The sequence below is a fragment of the Virgibacillus ihumii genome (assembly GCF_902726655.1).
Lineage (GTDB): Bacteria > Bacillota > Bacilli > Bacillales > Amphibacillaceae > Lentibacillus > Lentibacillus ihumii.
In genome coordinates this window covers 886,403-905,085 of the sequence record NZ_CACVAN010000001.1, presented here as the reverse complement: position 1 = coordinate 905,085, position 18,683 = coordinate 886,403, and the positions used below count along the sequence as shown (strand labels likewise).

Annotated in this window: 18 protein-coding genes and 1 pseudogene; all 19 read left to right on the top strand. The window is 38.5% G+C overall.

All coding sequences use genetic code 11. The features are described from left to right. Positions 1–217 precede the first annotated feature (217 nt). The 19 genes and pseudogenes from HUX68_RS04460 (at position 218) to HUX68_RS04375 (ending at position 18,674) form a co-directional block, all read left to right on the top strand. Positions 218–985 (top strand): SurA N-terminal domain-containing protein, encoded by a 768-nt coding sequence (locus HUX68_RS04460; RefSeq protein WP_174613705.1) that lies wholly within the window; start codon positions 218–220, stop codon positions 983–985. A gap of 177 nt (positions 986–1,162) precedes the next feature. Next, positions 1,163–1,285, top strand: coding sequence for a hypothetical protein (locus HUX68_RS19410; RefSeq protein ID WP_281355692.1), 123 nt, complete (start codon positions 1,163–1,165; stop codon positions 1,283–1,285). A gap of 139 nt (positions 1,286–1,424) precedes the next feature. Next, the gene (locus tag HUX68_RS19405) at positions 1,425–1,553 is read left to right on the top strand and encodes a hypothetical protein (protein WP_281355691.1); all 129 of its coding nucleotides are present in this window, start codon (positions 1,425–1,427) and stop codon (positions 1,551–1,553) included. Next, the gene (locus tag HUX68_RS04450; RefSeq protein WP_281355690.1) at positions 1,535–2,230 is read left to right on the top strand and encodes a response regulator transcription factor; all 696 of its coding nucleotides are present in this window, start codon (positions 1,535–1,537) and stop codon (positions 2,228–2,230) included. Before HUX68_RS19405 ends, HUX68_RS04450 begins: the two co-directional genes overlap by 19 nt. Positions 2,231–2,232: 2 nt before the next feature. After that, entirely contained in the window at positions 2,233–3,168 is a 936-nt protein-coding gene (locus tag HUX68_RS04445) for a sensor histidine kinase (RefSeq protein WP_174613704.1), read from the top strand. Between the two features lie 227 nt (positions 3,169–3,395). Then, positions 3,396–4,319, top strand: coding sequence for an ATP-binding cassette domain-containing protein (locus HUX68_RS04440; protein WP_174613703.1), 924 nt, complete (start codon positions 3,396–3,398; stop codon positions 4,317–4,319). Further along, positions 4,312–4,986, top strand: a complete 675-nt coding sequence (locus tag HUX68_RS04435; protein ID WP_174613702.1) for an ABC transporter permease — start codon at positions 4,312–4,314, stop codon at positions 4,984–4,986. The genes HUX68_RS04440 and HUX68_RS04435 overlap by 8 nt, the downstream gene beginning before the upstream one ends. A gap of 41 nt (positions 4,987–5,027) precedes the next feature. Next, entirely contained in the window at positions 5,028–5,393 is a 366-nt protein-coding gene (locus tag HUX68_RS04430; RefSeq protein ID WP_174613701.1) for a DoxX family protein, read from the top strand. Positions 5,394–6,346: 953 nt separating this feature from the next. Beyond that, positions 6,347–8,947 (top strand): phosphoenolpyruvate synthase, encoded by a 2,601-nt coding sequence (gene ppsA / locus HUX68_RS04425; RefSeq protein WP_174613700.1) that lies wholly within the window; start codon positions 6,347–6,349, stop codon positions 8,945–8,947. Positions 8,948–9,239: 292 nt separating this feature from the next. Beyond that, on the top strand, positions 9,240–10,208 hold the full coding sequence (locus HUX68_RS04420) for an ATP-binding cassette domain-containing protein (RefSeq protein ID WP_174616340.1): 969 nt from the start codon (positions 9,240–9,242) through the stop codon (positions 10,206–10,208). Beyond that, the gene (locus tag HUX68_RS04415) at positions 10,208–11,038 is read left to right on the top strand and encodes an ABC transporter permease (RefSeq protein ID WP_174613699.1); all 831 of its coding nucleotides are present in this window, start codon (positions 10,208–10,210) and stop codon (positions 11,036–11,038) included. The genes HUX68_RS04420 and HUX68_RS04415 overlap by 1 nt, the downstream gene beginning before the upstream one ends. A gap of 467 nt (positions 11,039–11,505) precedes the next feature. After that, positions 11,506–11,643 carry a hypothetical protein gene (locus HUX68_RS04410; RefSeq protein ID WP_174613698.1) on the top strand — a complete coding sequence of 46 codons (138 nt, stop codon included), beginning with the start codon at positions 11,506–11,508 and terminating at the stop codon, positions 11,641–11,643. 178 nt (positions 11,644–11,821) lie between these two features. After that, a pseudogene (locus HUX68_RS04405) lies at positions 11,822–12,238 on the top strand (VOC family protein). Positions 12,239–12,583: 345 nt separating this feature from the next. Continuing rightward, entirely contained in the window at positions 12,584–13,444 is an 861-nt protein-coding gene (locus HUX68_RS04400; RefSeq protein WP_174613697.1) for a DUF2268 domain-containing putative Zn-dependent protease, read from the top strand. Between the two features lie 1,195 nt (positions 13,445–14,639). Then, on the top strand, positions 14,640–15,386 hold the full coding sequence (locus HUX68_RS04395) for an alpha/beta fold hydrolase (RefSeq protein WP_174613696.1): 747 nt from the start codon (positions 14,640–14,642) through the stop codon (positions 15,384–15,386). Between the two features lie 62 nt (positions 15,387–15,448). Next, positions 15,449–15,613, top strand: coding sequence for an SRPBCC family protein (locus tag HUX68_RS04390; RefSeq protein ID WP_174613695.1), 165 nt, complete (start codon positions 15,449–15,451; stop codon positions 15,611–15,613). 313 nt (positions 15,614–15,926) lie between these two features. Further along, positions 15,927–16,733 carry a DUF899 domain-containing protein gene (locus HUX68_RS04385; protein ID WP_174613694.1) on the top strand — a complete coding sequence of 269 codons (807 nt, stop codon included), beginning with the start codon at positions 15,927–15,929 and terminating at the stop codon, positions 16,731–16,733. Further along, positions 16,675–17,205, top strand: coding sequence for a vWA domain-containing protein (locus HUX68_RS04380; RefSeq protein ID WP_174612715.1), 531 nt, complete (start codon positions 16,675–16,677; stop codon positions 17,203–17,205). Before HUX68_RS04385 ends, HUX68_RS04380 begins: the two co-directional genes overlap by 59 nt. Positions 17,206–17,435: 230 nt before the next feature. Continuing rightward, entirely contained in the window at positions 17,436–18,674 is a 1,239-nt protein-coding gene (locus HUX68_RS04375) for an IS256 family transposase (protein ID WP_425509501.1), read from the top strand. The last annotated feature ends 9 nt before the right edge of the window (positions 18,675–18,683 follow it).

The following is an 18,683-nucleotide window of genomic DNA, read 5'->3' as shown; positions in this document are numbered from 1 at the left end:
TTATAAAAGAGTTCTTCAATCCCTTTTCTAAAATTACCGGAAATGTGGCAAATGTTAGTAAATCAGATCTGAATGTGTAAATGAAATGTTAATCATGCCTATAAATGCTGTCATCATGGGATGTACATAAAATATCTTCGTATAATAAAACTTGCTCTATCCACATAAAATATGTTTGAATGAATTAACAATGATCGGAAGTGAGGGAAAGTATTTTATGAAGAAGTTAACAGTGATAGTAATGGCGCTGGCTCTGGCTTTGGTAATGGCAGCTTGCGGCGGTGAATCTAAAGACAACAATGGTGAAAAGGGCTCTGGAGAAGGTCAAGGTGAACAAGCATCCCAACAGCAAAAACAGCCTAAACCCGATTTGAAAGATGTTCCTGACGTTGTTGCAAAGGTAAATGGAGAAAAAATAACTAAAAAAGAATTTGAAGACATTTACAAAGGTCAGTTTCAGCGGATGGCCATGCAAGCCAAGATGAGTGGACAGAAACTGGATCAGGATAAATTGAAAAAAAAGACGGCAGAAAGCATGGTGGGCTCCGAACTGCTCAAACAGGAAGCGAATAATCGTGATTATCAAGTTTCACAAAAAGAGATTGATAAAAAATTGAAGGAATTGGCTAAACAAAATCAGCTTAAGTCAAAAGATAAGTTTTTATCTGCTTTGAAAAAACAAGGCATGAAGAAGAAAGAAGTCATGTCCCAGGTTGAACAGATTATAAAAGTGGACAAGCTGATTGCTGATGAGTCGGGTGATATCAAACCTACAGAGAAAGAGCTGAAGAAACTCTATGATCAGTATAAATCCCAGCAAAAACAAATGAACAAGAAAAAAGGAGATAAAGGGGGAGACATCCCTTCTTATAACGATATGAAATCAGATTTAAAAAAACAGGTTAAAAGACAAAAAGAAATTAAAGCACAACAAAAGATTGTTGGTCAGCTACGTGAAAAGGCGGATGTCACAATAAATCTATAAAGTCTCAAAAAAACCAGGCTTCATCCAGAACCTGGTTTTTTTACATTTTTGATACACATCTTCAATCCTGAGCAGTAAGGGGAATATTTTTATATTGGTCAGGTAATGGATTACAATAAAGACTGAATGAAATATATGTTTCTCTTGTAATGATAAATATGGAGGTAGAAACGAACCATGTCAAAATTGGCGAAGGTTGCAAAACTGCTGAACAACCCTAAAGTTAGAAAGGCGATTAAAGAGAAAGGTTTACCGATGATCAAAAAGGAAATTGAAAAGAGGAAAAGGAAATCGAAGTAAGGCGATCGCGGGTTGTTGCGATTGTCTTTTTTGTATATGAGCCACACTTAATTGAATTAGACGTTTAAATAAAATTCGATATTTAACAAGGATTATTAGTACGGGTTGTAGAAACTAATAGCAATTGGAGGTGGTAAGAATGAAGGTTAAACGAATTGTTACCAAGGTGAATACATCTGATATTACCAAAGCAAATCACTTCTACAACGAAGTACTTGGACTTGATCACAGAGGAATGGACGTTTTATTATGCAAAAAAAGATATTGATTGTAGAAGATGACAAGGAAATAAGTGAACTCGTTACAAGTCATTTAGAACAGGAAAATTTCACAGTGTTCACTGCTTTTGACGGAGAGAAGGCACTTCAGTTCTTTGAAAATAAACCAGTTGATCTGGTATTGCTTGATTTAATGCTTCCAAAGCTCAATGGCATGGATTTTTTGAAGAGAATTAGAGAGACAAGCTTTGTTCCGGTACTAATTATCTCAGCAAAAGAAAGTGACGTTGATAAAACGTTAGGTCTCGGTTTCGGTGCAGATGATTATATTAGCAAACCATTTTCTGTTATGGAATTAACAGCCAGGGTTCATGCTGCTATTCGAAGAGCTACACAGTATCTTCCTGAAGTAGCGGATTCCTACTCAAATATAATTCAATTTAAAGCATTGACTCTTGATTTAGATACTTTTTCTGCACAAGTAAACGGGAAAAGTATACAGCTCACATCGAAGGAATTTCATATTTTAAAGCTGTTTATGCAGAATCAAAGCAGGGTTTTCACGAAAGAACAAATGTATCAGTTGATATGGGAAGATGATTATTATGGCAATGAAAATGTCCTAAATGTCCATATTAGAAGGCTTCGGGAAAAGATTGAAGGGGACCCATCTAACCCGCTGTATATACGAACAATTTGGGGAATTGGCTATAAATTAGGGGAGTAAGTATGAATTTTTTATTTATTGCTATGATATTTACTTTGTTGCTTGTTATCGGATTGCAATTTTTTTCAAGGCAAAAAACAAATCGTGAACTCTATGAGATTCGTGATAAATTATCTCGTATCATTGAGCAAGAAACAGCTGAAAAAGTGTTCATGCAAACGAATCAACATGCTGCTCAGCAGCTGCTCATTCAAGTGAATCGTCTTTTAAACTATAACCAAAAGGTGTTTGCCGATTCCGTTAGAACAAAAGAAAATATGAGAAAAATGCTTTCCAATATGTCGCACGATTTAAAAACGCCTCTAACTGTTATTCTGGGATATGTTGAAAAGTTAAAACAGGATGACAAGATGTCGAAAGAAGAGCAAAGTGAGGTCGTTGCTCGCCTTCATGAAAAAACAATCAGTGTCATCGGTTTAATGAACCAATTTTTTGACCTTGTCAAACTGGAGTCGGGTGATGTTGATTTTCCAATGGGTCGGTTATCAATCAACGAAATTTGCCGGAAGAACGTATTGGAGTTTTATCATTTAATGCAATCAAAAGGTCTTCAAGTAGAGGTTGATATTCCAGAACAGGATTACTTTATTCTTGGTAATAAGAATGCGCTGAATCAGATTCTGAGCAACCTCATTTCAAATGCGATTCGTTATGGAAGAGATGGTGGCATATTTGGGTTAACCATTCGAGTAGAAGGCGAAAATATCGCCATTGATATTTGGGATCGTGGTAAAGGAATTGCTGAAGTACATATTGATCGCGTATTCGAAAGGCTATATACGCTGGATGATGCGAGAAATCCTGAATTTCAAGGAAGTGGTCTTGGCCTAAGCATTACCAAACGCTTAACGGAAGCGATGAAAGGTAAGATTCAATTAAGCAGCAAGCCGTATGAAAAAACAGTATTTACCTGTGTTTTTAAACGAATAACGTATTAGAAATTTCCAAAGGGGTGTTCATCAAGAACAACCTCTTTTTTGGCAGTAAGAAAGTATAAAATCCTTTCTTACTGCATAAGTGCAACTATGGCTGTCACTTAAAGGCTTGGTGACAACCAAGTTTTCTAATAATCGACGTAAACTTAAGAAATTTGTAAGGAATAAGAAAGAAAAAAGTTATTTTTAATCATTATAATAATGTTAGATAGCTGAGAGGGGATTCAATTATGGATTACATCATTCAAACGAATAACCTGACGAAAAAAGCCAAAGGGAAGGAACTTGTGTCCGATATTAACATTCATATTAAGAAAGGAGAAGTTTACGGATTTCTCGGCCAAAATGGTGCTGGTAAGACTACGATTTTAAAAATGCTTACGGGTGTTACACGGCCATCAAAAGGAGAAGTTTTATTATTTAATGAGAAGCTTACAGAAAAATCGAAGTCTGTATTGGCAAGAGTCGGAAACATTATTGAATATCCGGTCTTTTTTGAACATTTAACTGCGTTCGAAAACTTGAAACTGCATTGTGAGTATCTAGGGTTTTATGACGAACACGACATGGAACAAGCGTTAAAATTGGTGAATTTAAAAGGAATTGAAGACCATATCGTGAAGGATTTTTCGCTTGGCATGAAGCAACGACTCGGAATTGCGAGAGCGATCATAACAAAACCAGAACTAATTATTTTAGACGAACCGACAAACGGGCTGGACCCGATCGGGATTAAAGACATGCGTCATTTAATTCGGATGCTCAATAAGGAATATGGGATGACCTTTGTTCTTTCAAGCCACATATTAGGAGAATTGGAACAGGTTGTTGACAGAGTTGGTGTGATTCATCATGGAAAATTATTAAATGAGATTACTCTGGAAGATATTCGAAAAGAGCGTTCTGATTATATCGAGCTTGTAGTGTCGGATGTGAAGCAAGCCGTTTATTTACTCGAAAAAGACCTCCATATTTCGAATATGAAAATCATCCAAGATCATACAATTCGGGTTTATGATACGGCGTATACCCAAAGCGATATTTCGAGAGTGCTTATTTTTCATGATATTGCAATTGAAGAAATACGGAAACATTCCAACTCATTAGAGGACTATTTTTATCAGCAAATTAATGGAAGTGATGCGGATGATTAAATTAATGCGATTAGAATGGCAAAAGCTAAAACAAAAATCGGTGATAGTTGAAGTGATTATCTATTCTCTCATACCATTGTTTTTGCCTGTGTTTTTTATAGAATTCGTCAGTGCTGATTTTGGCCGGAGCTATGCTACAGTCATTGATCTGATTTTGGCGTGTCAAGTGGGGTTTATCTTATTTGGAGCCTCCTTGATTAGCCAGGTTTTTATTGATGAATATAAAAATAAAACCATTTCTCTATCCTTTAGCTATCCGATAAGCCGGCAAAAACTGTTTGCGGTGAAAATATTGTTTATCACGATGTTTGTATTTCTTCTTACAATGACTTCTTATTTATTAACAGGTACTGTCACGTATGTAATTGATCAGGTGCAACCGATTATAAATGGTGAGCCGACTCGTTCAGACTTAATCACGTTTTTTAGTCAGATGATTTTTCGTTCATTGATGATCACCTTGATTAGTTTTATCCCGCTTTTTTATTTAGGGATTTGGAAAAGAGCGACAGTCCCAAACGTGATTTGCGCGATTGTTCTGATGCAATCCAATCTCGCACCAATGGTTAACCTTAATCTTGATCTAGTTCTTGCAGTGCTGTGTGTACTGGGAATTCTCAGTGTTTTACTTTCCATTATAACAGCGGAAAAAATTGGAGAGATATAATCTGTTGAAAATTATTACTTAAATTGTATGGAGGGATTATTTTGATTACCTCATTTGTGTTACAAGGTATTCTGGCTGTATTATTTTTAAGTCTCGGGATACAGAAAATAATGGGTCATGAGCTGCAGGTTGATATATTTAAGGATCTTAAGCTTCCCCAGTGGCTCCGGTTAGTAACGGGCTGGGTAGAGATAGTTGGTGCCGCAGGATTGATTATTGGCTTTTGGTTACCGGGGGTTGTGGTCATAGCAGGATTATGGTTTGCAGTCACCATGCTGGTTGGCATGATTACGCACATCAGAGTAAAGGATTCTTTTAGTAAAACAGCACCTGCGTTCGTATTGATGGTTATTTCCATCATATTGAGCACACTTAACTTTTCTGAATTACAGAGCTTTCTTTCATAAAAAGTAATAAGCACATCACATATGAGGGGTTATTGGCAATGCCCAAAATTAAGCAAAGGAGATGATAGATAATGAGAATCAATTGGAAAACATTCATTCGCGGTGTTGTAGCAGTATTTGCGACGGTAATAGTTATGTGGTCTACCGCTTTTCCCGTATCTGCTGATAGTTTTCAGACTTTCAATAATTTAAAAACTGGACGTTATATATCTGGGGATTATGGGATTTTACCAGCCTATGCTAGCGCTATCCCAGATTACTGGAATGTTCATCATTGGAATGACGGTACAGTAGAGTTATCGATTGGGGGTTATGCTTTAGACCACAGTGCTCACGGGCTCCGAACATACCCAAGAAACAAAAGTGAATACCAGAGTTGGTGGGTCATTAGACACTCTGATGGGACAATATCGTTCAAGAATGAGCAAACTGGTAAATGTATTCAGGACACCTTTTACTATGGTCTCAGTACACATACGTGTAATAATCAACCGAGCCAGAGGTTTTACTGATGTAGAGGATTTGACAGGCTCTATAGCTCGTGGGATTAAATAAATTTGTAAGATAAATTTCTTCTAACCCTTAGTATAAATTGTGACTAGCGATACCCTTGGAGAAATCAACTCAATATAGGATGGTTTTGGTTTATTTATGAAATGGGCGTAAATCCTAGAATAAATGTTTGCGCCCGTCTTTCACTCACGAAATTGTTTTATCAATTTTATAGGTAGGATAGTTCTGTGGGATTTGTTACAAAAACGGACGGTTTACGATAAATAATCAGTAACTGACCCCTTTCTCTAATTTAATTATACCATGTTTAATCAAGAATTTTTAGTCTTTTTTTAATTTTATTAACTATTAGTATTATTTATGCGAAGTTGTCGCTTCGATGGCTAATGCCTCTTTTTGTTAAATGTTTCAGTGAGGAACAATAATTGGGAGGGAAAGAAATGAAAAAATCTGTTTTGGATTTTCACGGGATTGATAATACGGGACAAATGATGATTGGTGGAAAAGGATTTAATTTAGGGGAACTATCAAAGATTCATGGCATACGAGTGCCAGAAGGATTTTGTGTAACGACAGCAGCCTTTCAAAAAGCTCTTGAACATAACGAAACATTCCATGCATTATTGGATCAATTAACAATACTAAATGCAGAGGATCGTGATCAAATTAGTGAAATCGGCAGAAGGATCCGACAAACCATTACGGAAGTAGAAATTCCTTCCGATATTGCATGCGCAGTTGCTCATGCTCTCTCTCAATTTAGCGAGAACCAGGCTTATGCAGTGCGTTCCAGTGCCACTGCTGAAGATTTACCGCATGCCTCTTTTGCTGGTCAGCAAGATACCTATTTAAATATCATTGGAAAAGAAGCCATTCTGCAGCATATTCGCAAATGTTGGGCTTCCCTTTTTACGAATCGTGCCGTGATTTACCGTATGCAAAACGGATTTGACCACAGCCAAGTGTATTTATCCGTTATCGTCCAACAGATGGTATTCCCACAGGCTTCAGGGGTATTATTTACTGCTGACCCCATTACCTCCAATCGAAAGCTGCTGTCAATCGATGCCAGCTTTGGACTGGGTGAAGCACTCGTCTCTGGTTTAGTGTCTGCGGACAATTATAAAGTGCGGGAAGGCAGTATTGTGGAGAAGACGATTTCTACCAAAAAGTTGGCTATCTATGGACGAAAAGAAGGTGGAACAGAGACACTTCAAATTGCTCCAGATCAACAAAAGATGCAAGCCCTTACTGACCAACAAATTTTACAACTGGCACGCATCGGAAGACAGATCGAAGCTCACTTTGGTTGCCCCCAAGACATCGAATGGTGTTTGGTTGATGATACATTTTATATTGTCCAGAGTCGTCCAATCACAACTTTATACCCCATTCCTGAGGTGAATGATCAAGAAAATCACGTTTATATATCTGTTGGTCATCAACAAATGATGACCGACCCCATGAAACCATTGGGATTATCTTTTTACCTATTAATGACTCCAGCGCCGATGCATAAAGCTGGCGGAAGGTTGTTTGTTGATGTCACACATCAATTGGCTTCGCCTAATAGCAGAGAAATGTTTTTAAATGGCATGGGACAACACGATCCACTTATCAAAGACGCACTCATAACCATAGTAGAGCGAGAAGGTTTTATAAAATCGGTACAAGAGGATACAAAAGCAGCGAGTCCTAGTAGTAGCAATCTAGATCCGCTGGCACAATTCGATAACGATCCGACAATCGTCTCGAATTTGATCAAGCGCAGTCAAGTGTTGATCGAACAGTTGAAACAAAACATTCAAACGAAGTCGGGATCGGCGTTATTCGATTTTATTCGGGAAGATATCCAGCAATTAATGAAGTTCTTGAGTGACCCGCAAGGTTTGAGTGTCATTATGGCCGTTATAAATGCTTCAAGATGGATCAATGAAAACATGAACGAGTGGTTAGGCGAAAAAAATGCGGCGGATACGCTTTCTCAATCTGTGCCGAACAACGTTACGTCGGAAATGGGTCTGGAGCTAATGGATGTCGCAGATGTGATTCGTCCCTATCCGGAGGTCATTGATTATTTGCAATATGTAAAAGCGGATAACTTTTTGGATGAAATCCATAAGTTTGACGGCGGGCAGGAAGCCCGAGACGCGATCTATGCTTTTCTCCAAAAATACGGAATGCGATGCACCGGAGAAATCGATATAACAAGAACGCGATGGAGCGAAAAACCGAGTATGCTTGTTCCCATGATCCTGGGCAACATTAGAAACTTCGAGCCCCATGCCGGCAGCTTGCAATTCAAACATGGGCGACAGGAAGCTATGGACAAAGAACAAGAGTTAATAAATCGATTGAAGCCATTACCGGATGGTGAACAAAAAGCCATAGAAACAAAACGAAGGATCGATCTCATCCGGAATTTCAGCTGTTACCGGGAATATCCCAAATACACTTGGATGAAACACTACTTCGTTTATAAGCAGGCTTTGCTGAAAGAAGCCGAACTACTTGTGAAAGCTAACGTTATTCAGAAAAAAGAAGATATATACTATCTCACGTTTGAAGAATTTCACGAAGCTGTAACAACTAATAAATTGGATTATGAGATAATCAGCAAACGAAAAAATGGTTACAGATTATATGAAAAACTGAATCCTCCGCGTGTTATAACGTCAGACGGTGAAATAATTGCCGGTGAGTACAAACGGGAAGATCTACCAGAGAATGCTATTGCAGGCCTGGCTGTCTCTTCCGGAGTTATAGAAGGAAGGGCTCGTGTCATCCTGAACATGGAGGATGCTGACCTGGAAGATGGGGATATATTAGTCACCTCCTTTACGGATCCCAGCTGGACACCATTGTTTGTATCCATCAAAGGACTAATCACCGAAGTTGGCGGTCTTATGACCCATGGAGCGGTGATCGCGCGTGAATACGGCCTGCCAGCAGTTGTCGGAGTGGAAAATGCTACTAAGATGCTCAGGGACGGACAAAGGATCAGGATGAATGGAACAGAAGGGTATATAGAAATACTATAATTGCATTGTATTTAAATCATAAAAGAAGAATATTCAAATTAGGGAAATCATTGAAATCATGGTGCTTTGCGGTCTATGGTAAGAACCCTGTCACTAGGACATATAAGGGAGCAGTAACTGAAGTTTGATATTAATGTCGTTAAGATTACCTTGAAATCAAGTCTTCTGTTAAAGGGCGCTTTTCCCTAATAAGAATAGCGCCAATATCTCTTATATGGAACGAGTCACAAGTGGTTTAATCCTGATGAAAGAACTATTACAAAGAAATGATGTTGGCGAGGGGGTGAATGACATTACTAAGATTGTTGAAGTTAATGACCTTAAAAAAAGTTACAAAGATTTTGAAGCCGTCAAAGGGGTAAACTTTACTGTAGACGATGGTGAAATTTTTGGATTTCTCGGCCCAAATGGGGCAGGGAAAAGCACGACAATTAACATGCTATCAACCATAAATAAGCCAACAAGTGGTGAGGCATTAATCAATGGATATAATATTGTTACGGATAAAAATAAAGTACGGGAAAGCATCGGACTAATTTTCCAGGAGTCAACACTTGATGAAAAACTGACCGCAAACGAAAACCTGATGCTTCACTGCAGGTTTTATAAAGTACCTAAAGAAAAGCGTGAGGAACGAATCAAAGAAGTATTGGAAATAGTGGATTTATCAGAAAAGCGCAAACAAGTTGTTGAAACTTATTCTGGAGGGATGAAACGCAGGTTGGAAATAGCGCGGGGATTACTTCATTATCCAAGGGTTCTTTTTCTTGATGAACCAACTGTTGGACTCGATCCACAAACGAGGAATCATATATGGGAATATATTTTGCGTTTAAAGAAAAAAGCCGGAATTACGATCTTTTTGACAACACACTATATGGACGAAGCGGAAATCTGTGATCGTATCGCCGTGATGGATCATGGCGATGTGATTGCACTTGATACCCCTGAGAATTTGAAGACCCAAATAGGCGGGGATATCATTGAATTTAGAACTACCGAAAACGAAAAAGCAAAAACAGAAGTAGAACAAAGGTACAATGTGGAAGTCAAGGAAGTTGACGATAAAATTACATTTCAAGTGAATGAAGGCAATGCATTTTTAGTTCAATTTGTAAAAGAATTCTCGATTGAGATAACCACTGTAAACTTGCGCAGGCCTACATTAAATGATGTATTCTTGCAACTAACCGGACGTGAGATTCGTGAAGAGACAGCTTCCAAAAAAGATAAAAAACCAATCAAAAGGAGGGGGAGCTGATGGAGGCAGTATTTGCCGTATGGCAACGAGATGTTATCAAGTTTTTCCGTGATAAAGGACGTTTAATAGGTTCATTCGCTATGCCATTCATGTTTCTAATATTATTTGGAAGCGGGATGAGTGGCGCCATGCAAGCAATGCTTGGTGGTGGCTCAAACAGTGGACCACTTGCCAATTTTGACTTTGTTGAATTCATGTTCCCGGGTATTATCGGTATGGTCGTCTTTAATACGGCGATATTTTCTGCCTTATCCGTTGTTCAGGATAAAGAATTCGGATACATGCGTGAAATCCTTGTGTCACCAATGTCCCGGGTATCGATTGCTATTGGTAAGGTTCTTGGTGGTACAACAGTAGCGGTTATTCAAGGATTAATGATGCTGATTTTTGTTCCGTTTATCGGTGTCTCCATTTCGCTTGCCATGATTCTCCAATTGATCCCAATCATGTTCCTGGTTGGTTTCACCATATCCGCCATTGGCTTATTGATTGCGAGTAGTTTAAAAACATCGCAAGGTTTTCAAATGGTTATCCAAATTCTTTTATTCCCAATGTTGTTTTTATCAGGAGCCATGTTTCCGCTAAATGGCCTGCCGTTATGGATGGACATCATTGTAAAAATAAATCCATTAACGTATTCCGTCGATATGTTTAAAGAAATTGTATTACAACCGGAAACAATGAGTGCACCCCTTCGACAGGCGATGGGACTTGACTTGGAAGTATTCGGTCATGTCATTTCCTTTACGGAAGAGATTATTGTAGTCGGTGTTATTGGTGCCATATTTGTCACTCTAGCAACAATGAAATTTTCCAAGTCGGAAGCATAACAAGCTCGAACTCAACAAAATCAGCAAAATCGGTATCAGTAATATATCTGTCCCTTAGAGACTTTATTGAACCTATACGAAAGAAGGGTCAAAAGTGGACTATAGAAAAGAAATGAAAACAAAAGCTAAAGAAACCAAATCCACTTGTGTGATCTATAAACTAACTAATACTCAAAACGGAAAAACCTTTGTTGGTTCTTTGTCCAACTTAAAATAACAAGCTTAGCTTTGGCTCAGAGGTTGAGTATATTCTTTGTACGGATTGCGGATTTATCATTGAAAGCTACGTGAAAAAACCAGAGAAATTCAAGGAGACACTTTGAAAAGTTTAAAGTTTAGGTTTTATCTAAGGTGGTGTGGACTGAAAGGATGGGAAACTGCCATTTGTAGGTTTGAGTTTAACCCTGACAGCGTATGGCATTATTGCATGCGGTGTACTGATAAAAAACCAGGGAGAATTTTATAGGATGGAATCCAGGGGGGGTGAAGGCGTTTATCATAAAATTGTTGTATTAGAGAAAATTGTTTACGTGGATACGATCACTGATGAGGAAGGGTACAAACGAAACCATGTCCGGCACACTGGTGCCAATGACGTTTGTTGAACACGAAGGAACAACGACGAAGTTGATAATGTGATATTGTTCCCAATACGCATCAGTCGTTGATCTGCAGAAAGTCATGGAAAAAGGTACCGTCAAGGAATTTGGCGAACAACTCGACTGCTTAGATGGCCCTCTGAAAGAAATCCAGTAAGGAAAATAAACGATGAGGTGATTTGAAATGGGATTGCAAGCGAAACAAATTTACGTAAATTTGCCGGTAAAAGACCTGAATAAATCTGTTGCTTTTTTTTCTTAGATAGGCTTTGAATTTGACCCTCAAGCTACGGATGAAAATGCAACAAGTATGGTGATTAATGAAAATACATTTGTAATGCTGCTCGTCGAAACGTTTTTTAAAACTTTTACCAACAAAGAAATTGCTGATACATCCAACAATACCGAAGCTATTCTGGCTATTTCCGCTGAAAGTAGAGAACAAGTTGATGAGCTTGTAAACAAAGCATTGGAAGCTGGCGGAAAGCCTGCAAATGACCCTATAGACCATGGATTTATGTACGGATGGAGTTTTCAGGATATAGACGGCCACCTTTGGGAAGTCATGTACATGGATGAAAGTGCGATGGATCAGGGGTGAACTACCGAAGATTTTTGTAGCAGAGATGGTGTCTCACAGGCATCATCTTCCTTTTACTTTTTTCAAGTGCTTTAAAGTGGGTGATACTATCGAAAACAATAAAAAGATAGCAAACTCAAGTTATTTCGATCTTAAATCTAAAAATAGTAAGGGGATGAACAGGAATAAGGTTTTTCATTTTAAATGAATTTATAATATTGCAGGACTAGAGATAGCGTAACTATATTACGGAAACGGGCGCTATTCCCTAATAAATGAGTAGCGCCAATATCTTATATAAGCGCCAGATTGTTGAGGGAAATTTTCATTAAAAATAAAATTATAGTGAGTGAGGAGGATTTTAAGATGGAAATTACAATCCAAAACACACAAAGTTTATACGAGAAACTATTGGCAACACCTGAAGAGAAGAGAGGAGAGTTTTATGAAAAAGAGTTTTTACAACCTTATCATGAACTCAAAGAGAAGTATTTGCCTTTCAACCCGGAATGGTTGGGTGCCTTGCCATTGACAGGGCATGACAAAGAAATGGAGGAAGCACTGGATAAACTTCAGGCTATTGATGCTTGGAAGTTAGCGAAAGAAACAATACAAAATGCTGGAAATAGATTTAAAACTGCAGGAGTACCTATACCTGAAAAAGTATTATTGGGGATTTTTTTGGGTGACTCTACAACTTTAGCAAGTACACAAGGTATAATGGGATTTGGTGGCATTCCAGGTTATATACAAATTGTTATCGCCCCAAATGAAAACAGTTTATCCATGCTTCAATCTGCTATTGCCCATGACTTCCATCATAATGTGCTTTTCAAAAATATTGACTGGAATTTCATGAATGATATTACAGTAGCAAAGTATTTGGCTGTAGAAGGATTGGCAGAGAGTTTTGCAGAAAGCATGTATGGCTTTGAGTTTGTAGGTCCTTGGGTCAAAGAAATTACTACCGAGGATTTAGAAAAATCTCGTGCCATAATTGGAGAAGTTCTCTCTGTCAAAGGATTTAGTGAAGTTCAAAAATATATATTTGGTGATCAGGTATTAGATTATGAAGTTATTGAATTGACAGGAACACCTCGCTTTGGAGGTTATGCTGTTGGGTACCACGCAGTCCAGGCGTTTCTTAAAAAAACAGGCATGTCCGTGGAGGAGGCTACACTTTTAGATGGTGAAGAAATTATGGAAAAATCAGTTTTTTTTAAGTGAAGTAATTTCTTCCTTAATTTCAAATTGGTTATAAATTTGTGACTGTAATCTTCCGCTAAAGGGCGTTTTTGATGAATAAAGGAAGCACCCAATTTTGTATTGAACATAGGGAAGAAAGTTAGTCTTTCATAAATCTTCTAGCAACCCAAAATTGATCGATTGGAAACGTGATAACGCCAATACAAAATGCAGAAAGTAAAAAGCTAATAGCCCACTTTTGATTCCGTTTAACACAACACAATTAACACAATTGATTTTGTGCTAGATTGCTTACAGTACTGCAAAAATAGCGATCTAAAAGTTCCTATCACACTATGTCCTATTTTTGCATGCTCGGAGTCCGCCCAAAGACCAACAAGTTCGGGGTGCTTGAAGGGATTGCGTGATAGTTCATCCGTTGGCAGACTTCTCAAAAAGTTAGCTGATTCTTTTAGTACATTATAGCGTTGTTTTAAAAGTGTAGTCACTTTTTTCCGTGGTAATATGTCTGTGAATGCAATACCAAACGCAAACTGCTGAATGTCGACATTAACAAGTGCCGATTCAAGAAAAGTTGCAATTTCGGATTCCCCTTGTTTTGTGGTTGTGTATTCCGTTCGCGATGGACCAAGTTTTACATCGTTCTTTGAATTTACTTTCTTGGTCATTCCCTGTGATTCAAGCTTATTCAAGGAAGTAATTTAACTGTGGACATTGAACACCCCCAATCCAAAGAATGAAATCATCTAATCAAATTTTAATTGTTTTACGATTTATTATACTAAATAGGTTCATCTAGGCAAATTTGACTAGAAGGGTGTTCATCAAGAACCTGTAATCGACGTAAACTTAAGAATGTAAGGAATAAGAAAGAAAAAAGTTGTTTTTAATCATTATAATAATGATAGATAGCTGAGAGGGGATTCAATTATGGATTACATTATTTGAACGAATAACTTAATAAAAAAAGTCAGCAGGAGGAACTTGTGCCCGATATTAACATCCATATTAAAAAGGGAAACTTACGAATTTATTGGTCAAAAAATGGTGCAGATAATGCTTACGGATATAACATGGCCATCAAAAGGGGAGATTTTATTATTTAACAAGAAGCTTACAGAAAAAGCGAAGTTAAGCAAAAAAGGGTAGGTTTATTTAGGAAAAATAACATAGTTTAATTATCAAATTATAAATTTAATTTGGATGGAGGTATTTTATGGATTTGTATTACGAAGTAAATGGTAGTGGCCATCCTGTGGTTCTTATGACTGGTGGTGCTGATGTACGGAACTGGTCATTTGTCGCACCTCATTTAGCCAAACACTACAAGGTCGTTGCTTTTGACGGACGGGGAACCGGGAAATCACCGTCCCCTTTAGAAGATGTCAACCATGTTGAAGATTTGCTGTCGCTGCTTGATCATCTAGAAATTAATCAAGCGACACTTATCGGTCACTCAATGGGTGGTCAAATTGCCACTGAATTTGCTTTAGATTACCCAGAAAGAGTTTCAGAACTTGTATTACTTGCGCCTGGATTATCCGGATTTAGCTATTCGAAGGAATTCGAGGAGAGTATGAAGACGATTCATGAAGCTGCCCCTAATATTGATAAAATGGTTAAGCTTTTGCTCAGTGATTCATCGTACCGTGTGGTAACGGCAAGTCCTCACCGCGATTTGATGGCTCAAATGCTCCGGTACCATATGAACCGAATGTTTGAATGGCCCGCAATTGAAATGGTTTGGCCGCAACCACCGGCTATCGAAAGATTAGGAGAATTGACGACCAAGACTTTATTAATAATCGGTAAGGAGGATTCACTCGATAACCATCGTGTTGCAGATTACTTTCAACAGCACTCAGACGCTCAGGTTGTAGAAATTCCTGGTGCTGATCATACGGTCAATCTTACTCACCCTGAGAAGCTGTATCGTAAAATTACTGGTTTTATGAAGGAGTAAAAAGTTTACTATGTCATGACCTTATCAAGAGGATGAATATATAAAAATAAGGAGGAACATTAATGTCTGAAAAGGATGCGACAAATCATTTGAACTCTTATGTTGATGGGAAGAAACTTGTATTGGAGAAAGTATTTGATGCACCAAGGGAACTCGTCTTCAAAACGTTTTCAGAATCAGAACACTTAGCTAACTGGTGGGGGCACCGGCTGGAAAACAGAGAATAAATCATTTAATTTTAAGCCTGGAGGAGTTTGGCACTATTGTATGACTTGTGAGGATAAAAACCAAGAAGATCTTTATGGTCAAAAATCTTGGGGACCAGAATTTAAAATTTACAAACTATATATGGACCAATAAAGTTTTGTCATAGTTCAACAATAGGCGCATTTCTGTAGTAAGAAATGTGCTAATTTTTTAGGTCCATTTAATTGAATAAAAAGAAACGGCAAAAAAATAAAGGAATTGTTTTAGCAATCTAGAAGAAGTTCATAGTCATCATACGTGTTAACCTTAAAAAAACAAAAGGGAGAAGATGATATGAAAAAAACGCAAAATCATCTGGAACTACCAAATGTCGTATCACGTGACGAATGGCTTGTGGCACGTAAGGAACTGCTGACCAAAGAGAAGGAATTCACTAAGGAACGAGATGCGCTGAATGCTGAACGTCGCCGGCTCCCAATGGTAGAGATTAATCAGGACTATGTCTTTGAGGGTCCGCATGGTAAGACACGTCTGCTTGATCTGTTTGAAGGGCGTCTTCAACTTATCGTGCATCACTTCATGTTCGACCCCGATTGGGAAGCAGGTTGTCCGGCTTGCTCACTGGCAGTGGACAATATCGGTCATCTTGCCCACCTGCATGCACGAAATACGTCGCTGGCTCTGGTATCCCGTGCTCCACTTCCCAAGCTCCAACGCTACAAGGAGCGCATGGGTTGGAATATTCCTTGGTACTCATCTCACGATAGCAACTTTAACTATGACTTTCACGTGACGTTGGACGAATCCGTTGCCCCAATTGAATACAATTACTTGACTAAGGATGAGCTTGTTCAGAAGGGTGTGCCCGTTGATTCCGGACAGTCAATGGAAGTACCTGGTGTAAGCACTTTTCTTCGCGATGGTGAAAGAATTTTTCACACGTATACAACGTACGCCCGTGGAACTGATCTACTGCTTGGTAACTTCAATTATCTCGATTTAACAGCACTCGGCAGGCAGGAGGACTGGGAACAGCCATCCGGACGCAGCGACGGCAACGGAAAGACATGGCTTCGTCGTCATGACGAATATGAACACTCTTTTAACCCGGATTCTTGTTGCCACTCAAAAAAGAGTTAATGTTATTGGGTTTAAAGTGGATAATGATGGACAAAAGCAATTAAAAGATGTAGCAGAAGCTGCTGATGGTACGTACACAAATGTTCAAAATCAGTCCCAGTTACAGGAAGAGTTTGATAGATCCGCTGAAATAGCCAGTAAATGGCGTATGTGGCAAGCAGATGCCATGGGGGAAGCAAGAACCGAGGCAGTGAAACGAACAAAGATGATACGTGACATAAGGGGAGAATGGGTAGATAGATATCGACGTGAACGACATAACTTCGATAAGGTTGTAGATTATTTAAGTTATGAAGTAGAGAAGATAAACACGGACTTTGCCTTAGCACTGGGTGATAAACAGGATAAGCGTATGGATAAGTTAATGGAACTAAAAGACCAAATATGGGACGACTTGTGGAGTATAAAATCTCAGGATTTTGAGAAACCCAAGAAATCCATCCGTAAAAAATATGATGCGAATACGGATTAAACGGAGAAAGAAATTTACATTTTAAAAAATAGGAATAGTAACTAAGGAGTCAATAAGCACTCTTTTTTGTTAAGTTGACCTAAAGATAAAATGTTAAGCAATAGGGCGCGCTTCTGGAAGAAATTTTGGGAGTGTAATATTAACTGTGTAAGTAGGAATGCGTACGGTTCTTACTCACACAGTTTTTTTATTTGGTAAAATAGAATTACTAGACTAGAGGAGTGATTTTTATGGCAAAGCCGAAAAGAAATCCTTACTCCGAAGAATTAGCGAACAAGATTATTGAAGAATACCAGCCAAAGTCCGTTGAAGATATGCAGGACGCCCTAAAAGATATATTTGGACCCATGTTTGAATCTATGTTAAAGGGAGAGATGAATCATCATTTGGGGTATGAATCGAATGATAAAGCCGAAAAGGACACAGAGAACAGGCGGAATGGATATGGTAAGAAAAACATTCATACCAGTTCAGGTGCATTGGATATTCAAGTCCCTCGGGATCGTGACGGGTCATTTAATCCAAAACTTATCCCTAAACGGAAAAAGGATGTTTCGGCTATTGAAAGCAAGGTGATAGCCATGTATGCCCGTGGAATGTCCCAACGTGATATCTCCTCCACGGTGGAAGATATCTATGGTTTTTCGGTTTCCCATGACATGGTTTCGGACATTACAGACAGTGTATTACCTGATTTGGAAGAATGGCAGGCGAGGCCTTTAAGTAACTGTTATGCTTTCGTATTTGTGGACTGCATGTATACGACTATCCGGAACCAATATGAGACAAAGAAATATGCCGTCTATACGATTCTTGGCTACACCATGGAGGGAACAAAAGAAATACTTGGGCTATGGCTAAATGAAACAGAAAGCAAGCATAAGTGGATGCAGATTTTTGATGAAATCAAAGCCAGAGGAGTGGAGGACATTTTCTTTATTTCCATGGATGGTGTCAGTGGATTGGAGGAAGGAGCACAAGCCATTTTTCCAAACGTTGTCGTTCAACGCTGCATGGTTCACCTGATACGTAATTCTGTAAAATACGTTCCAAGCAAGGATTATAAGCCATTTACTCAAGCATTAAGAAAGGTATATGGTGCACCAAGTTTAAAAGCTTGTCACAGTGCCTTTGAATCCTTTAAACAACAATGGGCTGCCTATCCGGGGGCGATTGATGTTTGGATACGAAATTTTAATCATGTTGAACAGCTTTATGATTATGGAAGTGCCATACGCAAAGTCATGTATACTACAAACGCCGTAGAAAGTATCCACTCCAGCTTTCGAAAAGTAACGAAAAAAGGAGCATTCCCCAACGAGAATGCCCTGTTAAAACTATTGTTTTTACGAATTCGGGAACTGGAAGACAAATGGGATGGCGGACATCTCCGGAACTGGGCTATGGTTATGAACCAGCTTCTTGTACATGATCATTTCAAAGACAGGGTCTTAAAATATCTTGAGTAAGTTATGACT

Excerpts from the sequence above, each read along its gene's own strand:
- HUX68_RS04460 (WP_174613705.1), top strand. The coding sequence starts at position 218 with ATGAAGAAGTTAACAGTGATAGTAATGGCGCTGGCTCTGGCTTTGGTA.
- HUX68_RS19410 (WP_281355692.1), top strand. The coding sequence starts at position 1,163 with ATGTCAAAATTGGCGAAGGTTGCAAAACTGCTGAACAACCCTAAAGTT.
- HUX68_RS19405 (WP_281355691.1), top strand. The coding sequence starts at position 1,425 with ATGAAGGTTAAACGAATTGTTACCAAGGTGAATACATCTGATATTACC.
- HUX68_RS04450 (WP_281355690.1), top strand. The coding sequence starts at position 1,535 with ATGCAAAAAAAGATATTGATTGTAGAAGATGACAAGGAAATAAGTGAA.
- HUX68_RS04445 (WP_174613704.1), top strand. The coding sequence starts at position 2,233 with ATGAATTTTTTATTTATTGCTATGATATTTACTTTGTTGCTTGTTATC.
- HUX68_RS04440 (WP_174613703.1), top strand. The coding sequence starts at position 3,396 with ATGGATTACATCATTCAAACGAATAACCTGACGAAAAAAGCCAAAGGG.
- HUX68_RS04435 (WP_174613702.1), top strand. The coding sequence starts at position 4,312 with ATGATTAAATTAATGCGATTAGAATGGCAAAAGCTAAAACAAAAATCG.
- ppsA (WP_174613700.1), top strand. The coding sequence starts at position 6,347 with ATGAAAAAATCTGTTTTGGATTTTCACGGGATTGATAATACGGGACAA.
- HUX68_RS04415 (WP_174613699.1), top strand. The coding sequence starts at position 10,208 with ATGGAGGCAGTATTTGCCGTATGGCAACGAGATGTTATCAAGTTTTTC.
- HUX68_RS04410 (WP_174613698.1), top strand. The coding sequence starts at position 11,506 with ATGGAATCCAGGGGGGGTGAAGGCGTTTATCATAAAATTGTTGTATTA.
- HUX68_RS04400 (WP_174613697.1), top strand. The coding sequence starts at position 12,584 with ATGGAAATTACAATCCAAAACACACAAAGTTTATACGAGAAACTATTG.
- HUX68_RS04395 (WP_174613696.1), top strand. The coding sequence starts at position 14,640 with ATGGATTTGTATTACGAAGTAAATGGTAGTGGCCATCCTGTGGTTCTT.
- HUX68_RS04390 (WP_174613695.1), top strand. The coding sequence starts at position 15,449 with ATGTCTGAAAAGGATGCGACAAATCATTTGAACTCTTATGTTGATGGG.
- HUX68_RS04385 (WP_174613694.1), top strand. The coding sequence starts at position 15,927 with ATGAAAAAAACGCAAAATCATCTGGAACTACCAAATGTCGTATCACGT.
- HUX68_RS04380 (WP_174612715.1), top strand. The coding sequence starts at position 16,675 with ATGACGAATATGAACACTCTTTTAACCCGGATTCTTGTTGCCACTCAA.
- HUX68_RS04375 (WP_425509501.1), top strand. The coding sequence starts at position 17,436 with ATGGCAAAGCCGAAAAGAAATCCTTACTCCGAAGAATTAGCGAACAAG.